The organism is Pseudomonas grimontii, from assembly GCF_007858185.1.
Lineage (GTDB): Bacteria > Pseudomonadota > Gammaproteobacteria > Pseudomonadales > Pseudomonadaceae > Aquipseudomonas > Aquipseudomonas grimontii.
This window is the reverse complement of the sequence record NZ_VFES01000002.1, coordinates 205,788-220,483: the sequence shown is the minus strand read 5'-3', so window position 1 is coordinate 220,483 and position 14,696 is coordinate 205,788. Positions and strand designations below refer to the sequence as shown.

At 59.3% G+C, this 14,696-nt stretch carries 14 protein-coding genes; 11 read left to right on the top strand and 3 right to left on the bottom strand.

Going from position 1 to position 14,696, the window contains the following annotated elements:
• Window positions 1-20 precede the first annotated feature (20 nt).
• From FIV39_RS05250 to FIV39_RS05230, 5 genes are all read left to right on the top strand, one after another.
• Window positions 21-398 carry a gamma-butyrobetaine hydroxylase-like domain-containing protein gene (locus tag FIV39_RS05250; RefSeq protein ID WP_065925716.1) on the top strand — a complete coding sequence of 126 codons (378 nt, stop codon included), beginning with the start codon at window positions 21-23 and terminating at the stop codon, window positions 396-398.
• Window positions 399-647: 249 nt separating this feature from the next.
• Window positions 648-2,327, top strand: a complete 1,680-nt coding sequence (phaC, locus tag FIV39_RS05245) for a class II poly(R)-hydroxyalkanoic acid synthase (RefSeq protein WP_090400981.1) — start codon at window positions 648-650, stop codon at window positions 2,325-2,327.
• 146 nt (window positions 2,328-2,473) lie between these two features.
• The gene (gene phaZ / locus FIV39_RS05240; protein ID WP_053140530.1) at window positions 2,474-3,319 is read left to right on the top strand and encodes a poly(3-hydroxyalkanoate) depolymerase; all 846 of its coding nucleotides are present in this window, start codon (window positions 2,474-2,476) and stop codon (window positions 3,317-3,319) included.
• An 88-nt stretch (window positions 3,320-3,407) separates the two neighbouring features.
• Entirely contained in the window at window positions 3,408-5,090 is a 1,683-nt protein-coding gene (gene phaC / locus FIV39_RS05235) for a class II poly(R)-hydroxyalkanoic acid synthase (protein ID WP_090400982.1), read from the top strand.
• Between the two features lie 27 nt (window positions 5,091-5,117).
• A complete protein-coding gene (locus FIV39_RS05230) occupies window positions 5,118-5,738 on the top strand; it encodes a TetR/AcrR family transcriptional regulator (RefSeq protein WP_090400983.1) in 621 nt (206 codons plus the stop codon).
• 16 nt (window positions 5,739-5,754) lie between these two features.
• Here FIV39_RS05230 and FIV39_RS05225 read toward each other — a convergent pair whose 3' ends face one another.
• Window positions 5,755-6,408: a response regulator transcription factor gene (locus FIV39_RS05225; RefSeq protein ID WP_090409808.1), complete on the bottom strand. Its 654-nt coding sequence runs from the start codon at window positions 6,406-6,408 to the stop codon at window positions 5,755-5,757.
• Between the two features lie 372 nt (window positions 6,409-6,780).
• Between FIV39_RS05225 and FIV39_RS05220 the strand changes: the two genes are divergently transcribed.
• From FIV39_RS05220 to FIV39_RS05195, 6 genes are all read left to right on the top strand, one after another.
• Window positions 6,781-7,359, top strand: a complete 579-nt coding sequence (locus tag FIV39_RS05220; RefSeq protein ID WP_090400984.1) for a fimbrial protein — start codon at window positions 6,781-6,783, stop codon at window positions 7,357-7,359.
• Between the two features lie 54 nt (window positions 7,360-7,413).
• Window positions 7,414-8,187: a fimbrial biogenesis chaperone gene (locus FIV39_RS05215; protein ID WP_090400985.1), complete on the top strand. Its 774-nt coding sequence runs from the start codon at window positions 7,414-7,416 to the stop codon at window positions 8,185-8,187.
• Between the two features lie 6 nt (window positions 8,188-8,193).
• Complete coding sequence (locus FIV39_RS05210; RefSeq protein WP_090400986.1) at window positions 8,194-8,961, top strand: fimbrial biogenesis chaperone; 768 nt, start codon at window positions 8,194-8,196, stop codon at window positions 8,959-8,961.
• 154 nt (window positions 8,962-9,115) lie between these two features.
• On the top strand, window positions 9,116-11,698 hold the full coding sequence (locus FIV39_RS05205; RefSeq protein ID WP_244176455.1) for a fimbria/pilus outer membrane usher protein: 2,583 nt from the start codon (window positions 9,116-9,118) through the stop codon (window positions 11,696-11,698).
• Window positions 11,699-11,700: 2 nt separating this feature from the next.
• Window positions 11,701-12,648 (top strand): fimbrial protein, encoded by a 948-nt coding sequence (locus tag FIV39_RS05200; protein WP_090400988.1) that lies wholly within the window; start codon window positions 11,701-11,703, stop codon window positions 12,646-12,648.
• Between the two features lie 18 nt (window positions 12,649-12,666).
• A complete protein-coding gene (locus FIV39_RS05195; RefSeq protein ID WP_090400989.1) occupies window positions 12,667-13,194 on the top strand; it encodes a fimbrial protein in 528 nt (175 codons plus the stop codon).
• Between the two features lie 86 nt (window positions 13,195-13,280).
• On the opposite strand, the gene FIV39_RS05190 is transcribed toward FIV39_RS05195, so the two are convergent.
• Together FIV39_RS05190 and FIV39_RS05185 are read right to left on the bottom strand one after the other, a co-directional pair.
• Window positions 13,281-14,261: a phasin family protein gene (locus FIV39_RS05190; protein WP_090400990.1), complete on the bottom strand. Its 981-nt coding sequence runs from the start codon at window positions 14,259-14,261 to the stop codon at window positions 13,281-13,283.
• 12 nt (window positions 14,262-14,273) lie between these two features.
• Entirely contained in the window at window positions 14,274-14,696 is a 423-nt protein-coding gene (locus FIV39_RS05185) for a phasin family protein (protein WP_090400991.1), read from the bottom strand.

Below are 14,696 nucleotides of genomic sequence, written 5' to 3'. Positions count from 1 at the left end.
TGCAGCCCAAGGTGTCCCCAATGCCGAAATTCCCCACCGCTGTTAATTTGCACAAAACCTCCAACACCCTCGGCCTCACCTACGGGCCCGACGAGGTTTATCAATTGCCCGCCGAACTGCTTCGGGTGCACTCGCCTTCCGCCGAGGTCCAGGGCCACGGCAAACCTATCCTGCAATTCGGCAAGCTCAACGTGCGCTTGACCAAGATCGAACCGGCGGGCCAGTACGCACTGAAATTGACCTTCGACGACGGGCATGACAGCGGACTGTTCACCTGGGACTACCTCTACCAATTGGCCGTGCGTCAGGACGCGTTGTGGGCCGATTATCTTGCCGAGCTCAAGGCGGCCGGCAAAACCCGCGATCCGAGCGAATCGGTCGTGCGGCTGATGCTCTAGTCCAGGCCTCTTGCTCTTTAGAGAGCATTTTCTAATTTCATCTGCTTGAATGCCCTGTCGCGTGGCCAACGATTGGCCCGCTTGCGAAAAAAATTAAACTCGGGTAACCAATGGAACTGGCAAGTTCCCTGCATTTGACGATGCGGTATCAACGGTCACCCGAGTCGCAGTACCTGGCTTGTGTTGTGTATCGAAACCTGGTGCGCAGCGGTACCCGGTACTCGTCTTTCGGACAATGGAGCGTCGTAGATGAGTAACAAGAACAACGATGACTTGAAACGCCAGGCCTCGGAAAACACCCTGGGGCTCAACCCGATCATCGCGTTACGAAAAAAGGATTTATTGGCCTCGGCCAAGATGGTGCTGACCCAAGCCATCAAGCAGCCGTTGCACAGCGTCAAGCACGTCGCCCACTTTGGCGTTGAATTGAAGAACGTGATGTTCGGCAAATCGCAGTTGCAACCCGAAAGCGATGACCGTCGCTTCCACGACCCCGCCTGGAGCCAGAACCCGCTCTACAAACGCTACCTGCAAACCTACCTGGCGTGGCGCAAGGAACTGCACGACTGGATCGGCGACAGTAACCTGTCGGATCAGGACATCAGCCGCGGCCACTTCGTGATCAACCTGATGACCGAAGCCATGGCCCCCACCAACAGCGCGGCCAACCCGGCGGCGGTCAAACGCTTCTTTGAAACCGGTGGCAAGAGCCTGCTCGACGGCCTGTCGCACCTGGCCAAGGACATGGTGCACAACGGCGGCATGCCGAGCCAGGTCAACATGGGCGCATTTGAAGTGGGCAAGACCCTGGGCATCACCGAGGGTGCGGTGGTATTTCGCAACGACGTGCTGGAGCTGATCCAGTACCAGCCGATCACCGAACAGGTGCACGAACGTCCCTTGCTGGTGGTACCGCCGCAGATCAACAAATTCTATGTATTCGACCTGAGCCCGGAGAAGAGCCTGGCGCGCTTCTGCCTGCGCAACGGCCAGCAGACCTTTATCGTCAGTTGGCGCAACCCGACCAAGGCCCAGCGCGAGTGGGGCCTGTCGACCTATATCGAAGCGCTCAAGGAAGCGGTCGATGTGGTCACCGCGATCACCGGCAGCAAAGACGTGAATATGCTCGGTGCCTGCTCCGGCGGCATCACCTGCACCGCCCTGCTGGGCCACTACGCGGCGCTGGGCGAGAAGAAGGTCAACGCCCTGACCTTGCTGGTGAGTGTGCTGGACACCACCCTGGACACCCAGGTGGCGCTGTTTGTGGATGAGCAGACCCTGGAAGCGGCCAAGCGCCACTCCTACCAGGCCGGCGTGTTGGAAGGCCGCGACATGGCCAAGGTATTTGCCTGGATGCGCCCCAACGATTTGATCTGGAACTACTGGGTGAACAATTACCTGCTGGGCAATGAGCCGCCGGTATTCGACATCCTGTTCTGGAACAACGACACCACGCGTTTGCCGGCGGCGTTCCACGGTGACCTGATCGAGCTATTCAAAAACAACCCACTCGTACGCGCCAATGCCCTGGAAGTGTGCGGTACGCCGATCGACCTCAAGCAGGTCACGGCCGATATTTACTCACTGGCCGGCACCAACGACCACATCACGCCATGGCAGTCGTGCTACAAGTCGGCACAGCTGTTTGGCGGCAAGGTGGAGTTCGTACTGTCCAGCAGCGGGCATATCCAGAGCATCCTCAACCCGCCCGGCAACCCCAAGGCGCGCTACCAGACCAGCGATAGCCTGGCGGGCAAGCCACTGGAGTGGCAGGAGAATGCGACCAAGCACACGGACTCGTGGTGGTTGCATTGGCAGGTGTGGCAAGCAGAGCGAGCGGGCAAGCTGAAGAAGGCACCGACGACTTTGGGTAACAAGACCTATGCCGCAGCGGAAGCCGCCCCAGGGACTTACGTACACGAACGCTAAATTGAAATGCGTTCAAATGTGGGAGGGGGCTTGCTCCCGATTGTGGCGTGTCAGGCACAACATCTGAAACTGGCACAGGGCTATCGGGAGCAAGCCCCCTCCCACACTGACTGCATTCCAGCTGTAACACTTCACAGGGCTTGAGCATGCCGCAACCGTTCATCTTCCGTACCATCGACCTGGATGGCCAGACCATCCGCACGGCGGTACGCCCGGGCAAGCCCCACTTGACGCCGTTGCTGATCTTCAACGGCATCGGCGCCAACCTTGAGCTGGTGTTTCCGTTCGTCCAGGCCCTGGACCCGGACCTGGAAGTGATCGCCTTCGATGTACCAGGCGTGGGCGGTTCCTCGACGCCCAACCGGCCCTATCGCTTTCCCGGCCTGGCCAAGCTCACCGCACGCATGCTGGACTACCTGGACTATGGCCAGGTGAACGCGGTAGGCGTGTCCTGGGGCGGCGCTTTGGCGCAGCAGTTTGCTTACGACTACCCGGAGCGCTGCAAGAAGCTGATCCTGGCGGCGACCGCTGCCGGTGCCTTTATGGTGCCAGGCAAACCAAAGGTGCTGTGGCTGATGGCCAGCCCCCGGCGCTACATCCAACCGTCCCACGTGGTGCGCATCGCACCAATGATTTATGGCGGCTCGTTCCGCCGCGATTCGAAACTGGCGGCCGAGCACGCGAGCAAAGTGCGCTCGGCCGGCAAGCTCGGCTACTACTGGCAACTGTTCGCGGGGCTGGGCTGGACCAGCATCCACTGGCTGCACAAGATCCGCCAGCCCACCCTGGTGCTGGCCGGGGACGACGACCCGCTGATCCCGCTGATCAACATGCGCATGCTGGCCTGGCGCATTCCCAACGCACAGTTGCACATCATCGATGACGGCCACCTGTTCCTGATCACCCGGGCTGAAGCCGTGGCGCCGATCATCATGAAGTTTCTCGAGGAGGAGCGCATGCGGGCCGTGATTCACCCGCGACCAGCGGTGTAAGGACCACACCGCCGCGCAACTTGCCGAGAACCGACTATGGTTCTGAATTGGCGTGCCTGTTGATGGCTTGACGAAGGAGTGTTGGCTCATGCGAGAAAGACCCGTGACGAACCCGGCGCCCACCCCCGCCGCGTTCATCAATGCGCAAAACGCGATCACCGGCCTGCGCGGTCGGGATTTGCTGTCGACCCTGCGCAGCGTTGCCGCCCACGGCTGGCGCAACCCGGTGCATACCGCCCGTCACGCCCTGGCCCTCGGCGGTCAACTGGGTCGCGTGCTGTTGGGTGAGACCGTGCACGAGCCCAACCCACGGGACAGCCGTTTCATCGACCCGACCTGGACGCTCAACCCGCTCTATCGACGCAGTCTGCAAGCCTATTTGAGCTGGCAGAAACAGACCCGCCACTGGATCGACGACAGCTCCCTGAGTGCCGACGACCGTGCCCGCGCGCACTTTGCCTTCGCCTTGCTCAACGACGCCGTCTCACCGTCCAACACCCTGCTCAACCCGCTGGCCATCAAGGAGTTGCTCAACTCCGGCGGCAGCAGTGTGGTGCGCGGCGTGAGCAACCTGTTCGACGACCTGCTGCACAACAACGGCCTGCCACGCCAGGTGAGCAAACAGGCCTTTGAAGTCGGCAAGACCGTGGCCACCACCCCAGGCTCGGTGGTGTTTCGCAATGAGCTGCTGGAGTTGATCCAGTACAAGCCCATGAGCGAAAAACAGTACGCCAAGCCGCTGCTGATCGTGCCGCCGCAAATCAACAAGTACTACATTTTCGACCTGAGCCCGGCCAACAGTTTTGTGCAGTACGCCCTCAAGAATGGCCTGCAGACCTTCATGGTCAGCTGGCGCAACCCGGACGTGCGCCACCGCGAATGGGGACTGTCCACCTATGTGGCGGCGCTGGAGGAAGCGCTCAACGTCTGCCGGGCCATCACCGGCGCCCGCGAGGTCAACCTGATGGGCGCCTGCGCCGGTGGCCTGACCATCGCCGCCCTGCAAGGCCACTTGCAAGCCAAGCGCCAGCTGCGCCGCATCTCCAGCGCCAGCTACCTGGTGAGCCTGCTGGACAGCCAGATCGACAGCCCCGCCATGCTGTTCGCCGATGAGCAAACCCTCGAAGCCGCCAAACGTCGCTCCTACCAGCAAGGCGTGCTCGACGGCCGCGACATGGCCAAGGTGTTCGCCTGGATGCGCCCCAACGACCTGATCTGGAATTACTGGATCAACAATTACTTGCTGGGCAAGGAACCGCCCGCGTTCGACATCCTGTACTGGAACAACGACAACACGCGCCTGCCCGCCGCGTTGCATGGTGACTTGCTGGACTTCTTCAAACACAACCCACTGAGCCATCCCGGCGGCCTGGAGGTGTGCGGCACGCCCATCGACTTGCAGAAAGTCACGGTGGACAGCTTCAGCGTGGCCGGGATCAACGACCACATCACGCCGTGGGACGCGGTGTATCGCTCCACGCAATTGCTGGGGGGTGAGCGGCGCTTCGTGCTGTCCAACAGCGGGCATATCCAGAGCATCCTCAACCCACCGGGCAACCCCAAGGCCAACTACGTCGAAAACCCCAAGCTGAGCAGCGACCCACGCGCCTGGTACTACGACGCCAGCCATGTCGAGGGCAGCTGGTGGCCGCAGTGGCTGGCGTGGATCCAGCAGCGCTCGGGCGTACAGCGCGAAACCCTCACCGCCCTGGGCAACCAGAATTACCCACCGATGGAAGCGGCACCGGGCACCTACGTGCGAGTGCGCTGAGCTCAACGACCCCATTAAGAAGACTGGATGAAGACCCGCGACCGTATCCTTGAATGTGCCCTGCAGTTGTTCAATCAGAAGGGCGAGCCAAATGTATCGACCATGGAGGTGGCCAATGAAATGGGGATCAGCCCCGGCAACCTCTACTACCACTTCCATGGCAAGGAGCCACTGGTCATTGGCCTGTTCGAGCGTTTCCAAGGTGAGCTGGCGCCGTTGCTCGACCCGCCGGCGGATGCGCAACTGAAGGCCGAGGACTATTGGTTGTTCCTGCACCTGATCGTCGAGCGCATGGCCCACTATCGGTTCCTGTTCCAGGACTTGTCCAACCTGGCCGGACGCCTGCCGAAACTGGCCAAAGGTATTCGCAACCTGCTCACGGCGCTCAAGCGCACCCTGGCATCCTTGCTGGCGCGATTGCAGGCGGCGGGGCAAGTGGTCAGTGACACCCAGGCGCTGGGGCAGCTGGTGGAACAGATCACCATGACCTTACTGTTCTCCCTGGACTACCAGCGGATCCTTGATCGTGAAGGCGAGGTGCGGGTGGTGGTGTACCAGATCATGATGCTGGTCGCGCCGCACTTGTTATTACCGGCACGGCTGGCGACAGAGCGATTGGCATTGCGCTATCTGGATGAACACGTTTGACGTCCCATCCCCCACGCTAGCCAAACTGGTGACTGAACTTGAATAGTTCGCTGTCACTGCTAATGCCCAGCTTCCGGTAAGCCGATTGTTTTTGCGTACTGATCGTACTTGCACTTCGCGAGAACTTGGCGGCAATTGAATTTACTGACATTCCATCAAGAAAACACCGCAACACCTCCTGCTCTTTGGGCGTAAGGCAGGCGTTCAATTCCAACGAACTTGATAAGTCCACTTTCTTCTTTACATTCGCGACATCAAGTACTGAATGCATGCCCTGAAGCGCAGGCACCATACAAGGCTGCAGGTAAATCCGGCCTTGGGCGACGGTTCGAATAGCTGTAATCAATTCAGACAGGTTTTGGGTTTTCCCCAGAATCCCCCAACATCCGGCTTTCAACGACAGTGACACGGTGGCAGGCGTGTAGTGCGAACACACAATCAAAGGCCTGCATTTACCGAAGCGCCTGTTCAGTGCCTGAAGCAGGCTAAGGCCATCGCTGTCCGACGGCGCCAGGATAAAGTCCATCACTACAACATCCGCAGGCCGCCTGGAGAGCGCTTCCAGCAAATCCCTGCCCGTGCCAAAGGAACCGATCACATCGAAGTCGCCCTCTTTATTCAATCCCAACTCAATCCCCTGCCGGACCATCTCGTGATCATCTAACAGCATGACGGTATACATATTGGAAATTGAAGTAGACATCGAGAAACCCGTATAGGTGAATACAGCCTTGCTCAAATAAATACCCTTTGCGAGTACGGTATACCCAGCTATACGAGGGGATCAATACAGAAAGGCAATATACATGAGTCCTACAGCAGGTTCTTACAGGCGGGTCCCAAGTTCATTATAGAAACCTCCCAAACTGGACTAATAAGTTTCGAATAATTACGAAATAAAACTCGCGACTTCTCTATAGAGAACATTGGCGTTACCAGACACATTAATACGCACCGCCAATCGAGAAAAACTCGAAAAGGACCGCAGGCGCAGCATCTTAAGCCTGTGGTGGGTACTCCTATAATTCACGAGTGAAACACCATGAAAGTCAACGTCTTATCCGTCGCTGCAGCCGCAATGGCCTTGACGGCGGCCGTATCACAATCGGCATACGCCACGGATGGCATTATCAATTTCAGCGGTTTGGTGACCGATGTGACCTGCACGATCGAAGGTTCACCAGCGGGCACCAGCGCAATGGTCAAGGACGTCAACCTGGGCGGCGTCTCCGCCGCACGCCTGGCAACCGCAGGCCGCCGCTCCAACCTGACTGGCTTCACCCTTCGCATTGGCGGTCCGGGTGAAGGCGGCTGCACTAACGGTCGCACCGCCTTGGTTGCATTCGACCCGAACAGCCCGGCCATTGACGTAGCCACCGGCCGCCTGAACATCGACGGGTATGACGACCCGACTGATACCACTACCGCGAAGAACGTGCAGATCGAAGTCACCAACCGCGATGGCTCGCCTATCAACGTCTACACCGAAAAATCGGAAGGCGTGGTGATTACCGACAACCAGGCAATCATCCCGCTGGCAGCACAGATGTACGCCAGCGGCCCCGCCACCGAAGGTACGGTGAACACCCGCGTGGGTTTCCTGATCGAGTACATCGAATAAGGAGCGAGCAGGTCTGCACAGGCAGGCCTCCTTGACCCGAAGAGACTTCTGACTATGAGAAAAAAGGCCCGCATTACGCTAGCCACCTGTGCCTTTGGAATGCTGTCGCTGCTGGCACCCCCCTCCCATGCTGGCGTAATTATTCATGGCACACGGGTAATCTACCCTGCCGAACAGCAGGAGGTCGCGGTGCGCCTGGAAAACAAGGGAAACCTCCCGGCGCTCGTGCAAACCTGGCTGGATACTGGCGATCGACACTCGACACCCGCGACAGCGCAAACGCCGCTGACCCTTTCGCCACCGCTCTTCCGTATCGAGCCTCACCAGCAACAGGCGCTGCGCCTGCGCTATTCCGGCGAGCCGCTACCCACCGACCGCGAGAGCATTTTCTGGTTGAATGTGCTGGAAGTCCCCCCGCGCTCAGCGAATGCCGCGCAAAACAACAAGATCCAATTGTCGTTCCGTACCCGTTTGCGCGTGTTCTTTCGGCCACACGCACTGCCCTATCCGGTCGCGAGTGCCCCGTCAAAACTGCAATGGAAACTGATAGCCCACGAACAGGGTTTTGCCGTGCAAGCCACCAACCCCACGCCGTATCACATTTCACTTGCCTCGGTGGAGTTGGTCAGCGGGGGCACACAATTCAGCAAAGCACCGAACAAGACAGCCAACGACAGCCTGATGCTGCCAGCCGGCGACGTAAAACTGTTTGTGTTGCCCCAACTGCGCAATCGCCCGAGTGACGCCGCCAGGATTGAGTTCACGACCGTCAGCGACTTTGGTGCACGAGTGCGTCACTCGGCTGCACTTACCTACTCCGCCGGATAACCCCGTATGAATGCGACGTCGATTTCACACGCCTTGGCGAGGACCGCAGTGCTGACACTTGTGCTGCAGGGCGCGGCCACGGCACACGCGAGCGTTGTGATCAACAACACTCGGATCATCTATCCACAAAACGACAGGGAAGTAACCGTCAGGCTGGAAAGCAAGAACCAGGCGCCGGTGCTGCTCCAGGCATGGCTGGATAATGGCGACGAACACTCAACACCTGACCTGGCAGGCATTCCCTTCGTCGCCACCCCACCGGTCTTTCGCATGGAGCCCGGCAAACAGCAAGTCGTACGCCTGGCCTATACCGGCGAAACCTTACCGTCGGGCCAAGAAAGCCTGTTCTGGTTCAACCTGCTGGAAGTGCCCTCACAACCCCACGGCACCCAACAAAGCAATCAGTTGCAACTCGCCTTCCGGACCCGGATCAAGCTGTTTTTTCGTCCGTCGAATCTACCGTACGCGGCCGAGGCCGCGCCCGAGAAACTGCAATGGCGTCGAGTCTCAACCGAGGATGGTCAGGCACTGGAAGTCTATAACCCGAGCCCGTATCACGTGACCTTCGAACACATCGAATTGCAGGACTCCGGGCAGCGTCATCCCCGTGAACCGGCAGCATCAGGCGCCGGGAACATGGTGGTACCTGGAGGTCGTAATAGCTTTGAGCTACCTACGCTCAAAACACCGGCGAGGACTGCCGCAACCGTCGAGTTCCAGACGCTTGACGACTTTGGGGTAAAAGTCTCCCACAGCGCCGAGGTATCCCCATGACTGCCCGGACTCGCCGCCCACCGTAGCGTCCAGATATCCAGCCATCGGCTGGCCACACAGACCACGTCATCACACACATTTGGATGCCCATTTATTCGGGCAGGAACTCCCTATGCCTAAATTCGGGCAGCAACTACCTCCGGGAACGGTAAACATAAGTTTGAGCACACCCAGAGGCGTAAGCAGCAGCTCCCTGGAACGTCACCGCTCAGCGCTTGCGATACACAGCGTGCTGGCGGTATGTGGCGTTTATGCAGCAACCGCCCAGAGTGCCGAACGTGTCGAGTTCAACCCGGCTTTCTTTCCTGACGGCGCAGCCGGCTTGCAGGTGGATATTTCAAAATTCAGCCAGGGCAACGTCGTACTGCCCGGCAACTACCGCTCCGATATCCACCTGAATGGCCAATGGATCGGACGCGAAACCCTGGCCTTCACTGCGGTCGCAGGCCAGTCGTCGGCGCAATTGTGCCTGGAGCGTGAGGCACTGCTCCGATTTGGCATCAACGTGGATGCAGAACCCACACAACCCACCGACTCGAGTACGCCCCCTGCATCGGCGTTCTCCAGTTGCGCCGACATCGCGACTTACCTGCCGGGCGCCAGCAGCCAATTTGACTCGGGTGAAAACCGCCTGGACTTGCAGGTACCCCAGATTTACCTGGCACGCAAGGCGCGGGGTTACGTCGACCCGCAGCACTGGGACAGCGGCATCAATGCCGCCTTCGTGCGTTACAACGCCAATAGATTTGCCTCCCAGGCCAATGGAAGTTCGCTCAGCGCCAACTACCTGGGCCTGAATGCCGGCCTCAATCTGGGAGATTGGCACTGGCGCCATAACGGCAGCTACAGCCAAACCAATATCGGTTCTGGCTATCAGAGCAGCGCCACTTATGTGCAGCGCGAAGTGAGCACGCTGCAATCACAACTGATGATGGGCGAGATCTATACCTCAGGGGAGCTGTTTGACAGCGTGCGCCTGAAGGGCGCCAGCCTGTTCAGCGATGACCGGATGCTGCCTGACTCCCTGACGGGCTTTGCCCCGGTGGTGCGCGGTGTTGCCGAGACCAATGCGCGCGTCACCGTGCGCCAACGCGGTGTGTTACTGGACGAAGTGTCTGTAGCGCCTGGCCCGTTTGTCCTCAACGATTTGTTTCCCACCGGCTACGGAGGTGACCTGAACGTCACCATCACCGAGGCCGATGGCCGCACGCGGGAGTTCGTCGTGCCGTTCGCCGCCAACGCCAACCTCCTGCGTCCAGGTCACAGCCGTTACTCGTTGAGCATTGGTCAGCTGGATGAAATCGGCCTGCGGCACCCTCCCACGCTGATGCAAGCCACTTACCAGCATGGCCTGAGCAATCTGCTGACCGGGTACACCGGCGCGGTGTTTGCCGACAACTACCGATCGCAATTGCTCGGCGCGGCATTCAATACGCGGCTCGGCGCGCTGTCCCTTGACCTGACCCACTCCAACGCGTACCTGCCGGGCCACGGTTCACGTGAGGGGCAAAGCCTGCAATTGCGCTACAGCAAAAACTTCGCCGACACTGGAACCCACTTCGCTCTCGGCGCGTACCGCTACTCCACCGAAGGCTTCCTGGCCCTGAGCGATGCCGCACGCGTGCGCAACCTCGCCATTGACGGGCTGAGCCTGGACAACGTGTCACGGCTACGCGACAGGATGGACATCAGCCTCAGCCAAAGCATGGGTAACGGCTCGGTGTATCTGACCGGCTCCTCGCAAAATTATTGGAACCGCAAAAGCGGCAACCTGACGTTCACCACAGGTTACAGCGGCACCTGGAAGAACCTTCACTACACCGTCAGTGCGCAGCGCACCCGCGACTTGCTGAGTGACCGGGTCGACAAGCAAGTGGACCTCACCGTCAGCCTGCCACTGGGCAGCGGCGCACGCTCGCCAACCTTGACCACCACGGCCTATCGCGGCGATCAAAGCAGCGGCGAGCGAGTCAGCCTGGGCGGCAGTCTCGGCGAGCGCAGTGAGTTCAGCTACGGCGTGGGGGCCAGCCGGACGCTCGGCAGCGGTAACGCAACCAGTGCAGACGTGAAATACCAGACAAGCCATGGCGTGCTATCCGCCGGTTATGGCCAGAGCAATGCATATCGCGCGACATCGTTTGGCATGACCGGAGGTATTGTCGCCCACGCTGACGGTGTGACCTTCGCTCCAGAATTGGGTGACACCATCGGCATCGTCCAGGCGCCCGACGCCCTGGGCGCGCGGATCAATGGCAACCACCGTTCACAAGTCGGAAAAAGCGGTTTTGCCGTGGTGCCTCACCTCACACCCTACCGTCAGAACGTCGTCGAACTCGACCCTAAAGACCTGTCCGTCGATGTGGAACTCAAGACCGCCGCGCAAAACGTGGCCCCACGCGCCGGGTCGGTGGTGAAGTTGCAATTCGAGACCGTAAGCGGCCAGGCCTTGTTGATTACCGCACCGCGCGAGGATGGCAGCCCGCTGCCATTCGGCTCGGATGTGTTCGATGAAGACGGCGCCAGTATCGGCGTGGTCGGGCAGGGCGGTAAGGCGTTCGTGCGCGTATCTCGTACGCAGGGGCAGTTGACGGTCAAGTGGGGGGCTGATGCCAGCGCCACATGCCGACTGCACTACGACCTCGGCTCGCAACCGGATGCTGAGGGTGCCAGCCGTTTGCGGCAATTGGACTCGGGCACCTGCCAGGTCGAGTCGGCCAATTTTTCACTGAGGGAGTGACGATGAAACACTCAATACAATTTATCTCTACGCTGCTGGCCCTTGGTCTGCCGATCGCAGCTCAAGCAAGTTGTGAACGGTATATGAACAGCACGCTCATCCTTAACCTTCCCGCTACCGTCACCGTGCCGGACAACCTTCCTGTGGGAGGGGAAATCATCAGCGGTGCATTCAGCGGAACAGCTCCCGCTTTTTTCACGAACTGCTACGCCCCGTATGTAGCGGTGACAGGTCGGTACCAGACAAGAGATCCGACCGACACGCTCGTCTTTCGCACCGAGGTGCCAGGGGTTGGTGTACGCCTGCGCATCACGGATGCCAGGGGAACAACCCATTTCTTTGCAATGCATAATCGACAAGGAACCTCTCTCACGGCCAGAGTAAGCCCCAGCTTCACAGCCGCAGAGTTGAAGTTCTACAAGATCGGGCCGGTAACGGACGGGGTGGTAACAGCCGGAGACATTTGGCAGGAGAGAAGGGACAGACGCCCGGAAAGTTTTACCCTGCGGCTCGGCAATGCGGTGCGCTTTATCAGACCCGCCGCCACCTGCAACCTGGCGACCGGTGACGTAAACCGCATGATCTCGCTTGACCCCATAAAGGTCAGCACACTTCAAAACGCAACCCATACCGGCGAACGCAATTTCGAGCTCACCGCCAACTGCACCAACGCATCCAATGTCACCTTTCGTTTTTCCGGCACCCCCGCGCCAGGCAATGACCAGCTGTTCGCCAATACCGGCACTGCCGGCGGCGTCGCGGTGTGGCTTTATTCACGTCTCAACGGAAGGGTCCAGAACCTTCTTCCCAGCGGCCCCGAGAGTACCCGCACCGTCGCGGTTTCGGGCAATAGAGCGGTCCTGCCGCTCGGCGCGGCTTACCACAGAAACGGCACGGTCAGCCAAGGCACGCTGGTCAGTACCGCCACCGTCAACATTACCTATAACTGAAAACCTGAGAGCTATTTGATGAGCTTGCGAACACTCCCCCTGCTTTTGGCAATCACTTCAAGTCTGGCCGCCAATGCGGTCCAGGCCGCGACCACAGGCACCTTGCGCTTTACCGGCCAAGTCAATGCCGGTACGTGTAACCTGGCGGCCGGCGACGAAAACCGAACCATCACCCTGCCAACTATCAAGATTTCAGACTTGGGCGCGACGTCCAGCGCGGGCGCGTTTGATTTCGAGATCTCTGCCGAGTGCGAATCGGATCTTCGCAACGTGATTTTCCTGTTCGCGGGCACAGCCTCCGCCGGGAACGCCACGCTGTTTTCCAACACGGGAACCTCCAAGGGTACAGCCCTTCGGTTACTGCACCGGGTCTCTCCCGCTTATGCCATCCCTGCCAACGGGAACGCCGCCCAGCGCAGTCGTACCATTGCAAGCAGCAGCAACAAGGCCGTGATCCCCCTCACAGCGACGTACCACAAAACCGGCGCAGCGATCACTCAAGGCACCCTGGCCAGCGCGGTGACCGTTTCGATTACTTACAACTGACCGAGCCTGGAGCCACGGTCACAATGCAGGCGAGCAAAAAAATGCCCGACCTTTGCAGGCCGGGCATTTTTCGTGTCCCGGAAAAATCAGGACTGACTGGTTGGCGTCGTGGGTACCGGCGTTGCAGTCGGGCTCACGGCAGCGGGCGTCGGCGCGGAAACCGAGTTGGCTGATGAAGCAGTGGTTGCCGGTGCAGTGGCAGGCTTGGCCGCTGCAGCTGGCTTGGGTGCTGCTGGTTTTTTCGCTACAGCCGGCTTTTTCGCAGCAGCGGGTTTTGTCGCTGGCTTGGCAGCTGCTGGTTTGGCAACAGCGGGTTTTGCAGCCGGCTTCGCGGCGGCTGGCTTGGCTGCAGGCTTTGCCACAGCCGGTTTGGCGGCTGCGGTTTTAGCTGCTGGTTTTGCTGCGGCCTTGGTTGCCGGTTTGGCGACAGGCTTGGCAGCGGCTTTAGCAGCTACGGGTTTAGCCGCAGGCTTGGCGGCCGGTTTGGCAGCGGCGGTTTTGGCCGCCGGCTTGGCGGCAGCTTTTGCCGGTGCCTTGGCCGCTGGTTTCGCAGCAGGCTTGGCAGCAGCTTTCACCAGAGGCTTGGCGGCGGTTTTCGCGGCCGGTTTGGCAGCAGCAGTTTTCGCAGCAGGCTTAGCAGCTGCAGTTTTCACCGGAGTCACTTTGGCGCCGGTGAGTTTTTCGATTTGCTTGGTCAGGGTATCGACCTTGGTGTGCAGCGCCTTGACTTCAGTACGGCTCGGCACGCCCAGTCGCGAAATGGCCTTGTTGAGGCGTGTGTCCAGGGCCCCTTCAAGTTCACTCCAAGTACCCAATACCTGTTTCTTCGCATCACTGATACGCGAACCGGCAGTCGCCTTGGCAGCAGTAACTTTCTTGCCCACTGCGCTGTTGGCTACTTTCTCGGCCTTCTCGCCGTCTTTAACCAACGTCTCGAAGAGTTTGCTGCCGTCACTGTCGATCTTCGAGTAAACGCCTAAACCAGCCAGCCAGATCTTGCGGGAATATTCTTCAACTTTCCCGACCCACGAGCTGCCTTCTTTCTGAGTAGTCTTTTTAACAGCCATCCCGATGTCTCCTTAGTGTTTACGCGCGACACGTTCGAGCAATGCCGTCAGCTCTTCGAGCTTAGCAGAGAGTGTCTCCACGTCATGTTTAGACGCAATGCCAATTCGATTCAAGGCACTGGCAACGCGAGTATCAAAAGCTTTTTCAACTTTATCCAGCTGAACTTCTACCAGACCTTTGACCGCGGAGACATTACTCTTTACTTGGTCCATCTGACTGTTGGCAGCATCAAGTTGTTCCACTGCAACTTTTTTGCCTTTACTTTCAACATGTTGACCCGCTTTAACGAGTTCCTTGAAGTACTCGCTGCCCTCGCTTCCAACCTTGGCGTAGGCACCAAGACCCGCCAGCCAGATCTTGCGGGCATAGGTTTTAACGTCGCTCAGGGCGGTGGTCTGGGCGTCGATTTTTTTCTTCAGGATAACTTTGGCCAT

Excerpts from the sequence above, each read along its gene's own strand:
- FIV39_RS05250 (WP_065925716.1), top strand. The coding sequence starts at position 21 with ATGCCGAAATTCCCCACCGCTGTTAATTTGCACAAAACCTCCAACACC.
- phaC (WP_090400981.1), top strand. The coding sequence starts at position 648 with ATGAGTAACAAGAACAACGATGACTTGAAACGCCAGGCCTCGGAAAAC.
- phaZ (WP_053140530.1), top strand. The coding sequence starts at position 2,474 with ATGCCGCAACCGTTCATCTTCCGTACCATCGACCTGGATGGCCAGACC.
- phaC (WP_090400982.1), top strand. The coding sequence starts at position 3,408 with ATGCGAGAAAGACCCGTGACGAACCCGGCGCCCACCCCCGCCGCGTTC.
- FIV39_RS05230 (WP_090400983.1), top strand. The coding sequence starts at position 5,118 with ATGAAGACCCGCGACCGTATCCTTGAATGTGCCCTGCAGTTGTTCAAT.
- FIV39_RS05225 (WP_090409808.1), bottom strand. The coding sequence starts at position 6,408 with ATGCTGTTAGATGATCACGAGATGGTCCGGCAGGGGATTGAGTTGGGA.
- FIV39_RS05220 (WP_090400984.1), top strand. The coding sequence starts at position 6,781 with ATGAAAGTCAACGTCTTATCCGTCGCTGCAGCCGCAATGGCCTTGACG.
- FIV39_RS05215 (WP_090400985.1), top strand. The coding sequence starts at position 7,414 with ATGAGAAAAAAGGCCCGCATTACGCTAGCCACCTGTGCCTTTGGAATG.
- FIV39_RS05210 (WP_090400986.1), top strand. The coding sequence starts at position 8,194 with ATGAATGCGACGTCGATTTCACACGCCTTGGCGAGGACCGCAGTGCTG.
- FIV39_RS05200 (WP_090400988.1), top strand. The coding sequence starts at position 11,701 with ATGAAACACTCAATACAATTTATCTCTACGCTGCTGGCCCTTGGTCTG.
- FIV39_RS05195 (WP_090400989.1), top strand. The coding sequence starts at position 12,667 with ATGAGCTTGCGAACACTCCCCCTGCTTTTGGCAATCACTTCAAGTCTG.
- FIV39_RS05190 (WP_090400990.1), bottom strand. The coding sequence starts at position 14,261 with ATGGCTGTTAAAAAGACTACTCAGAAAGAAGGCAGCTCGTGGGTCGGG.
- FIV39_RS05185 (WP_090400991.1), bottom strand. The coding sequence starts at position 14,696 with ATGGCCAAAGTTATCCTGAAGAAAAAAATCGACGCCCAGACCACCGCC.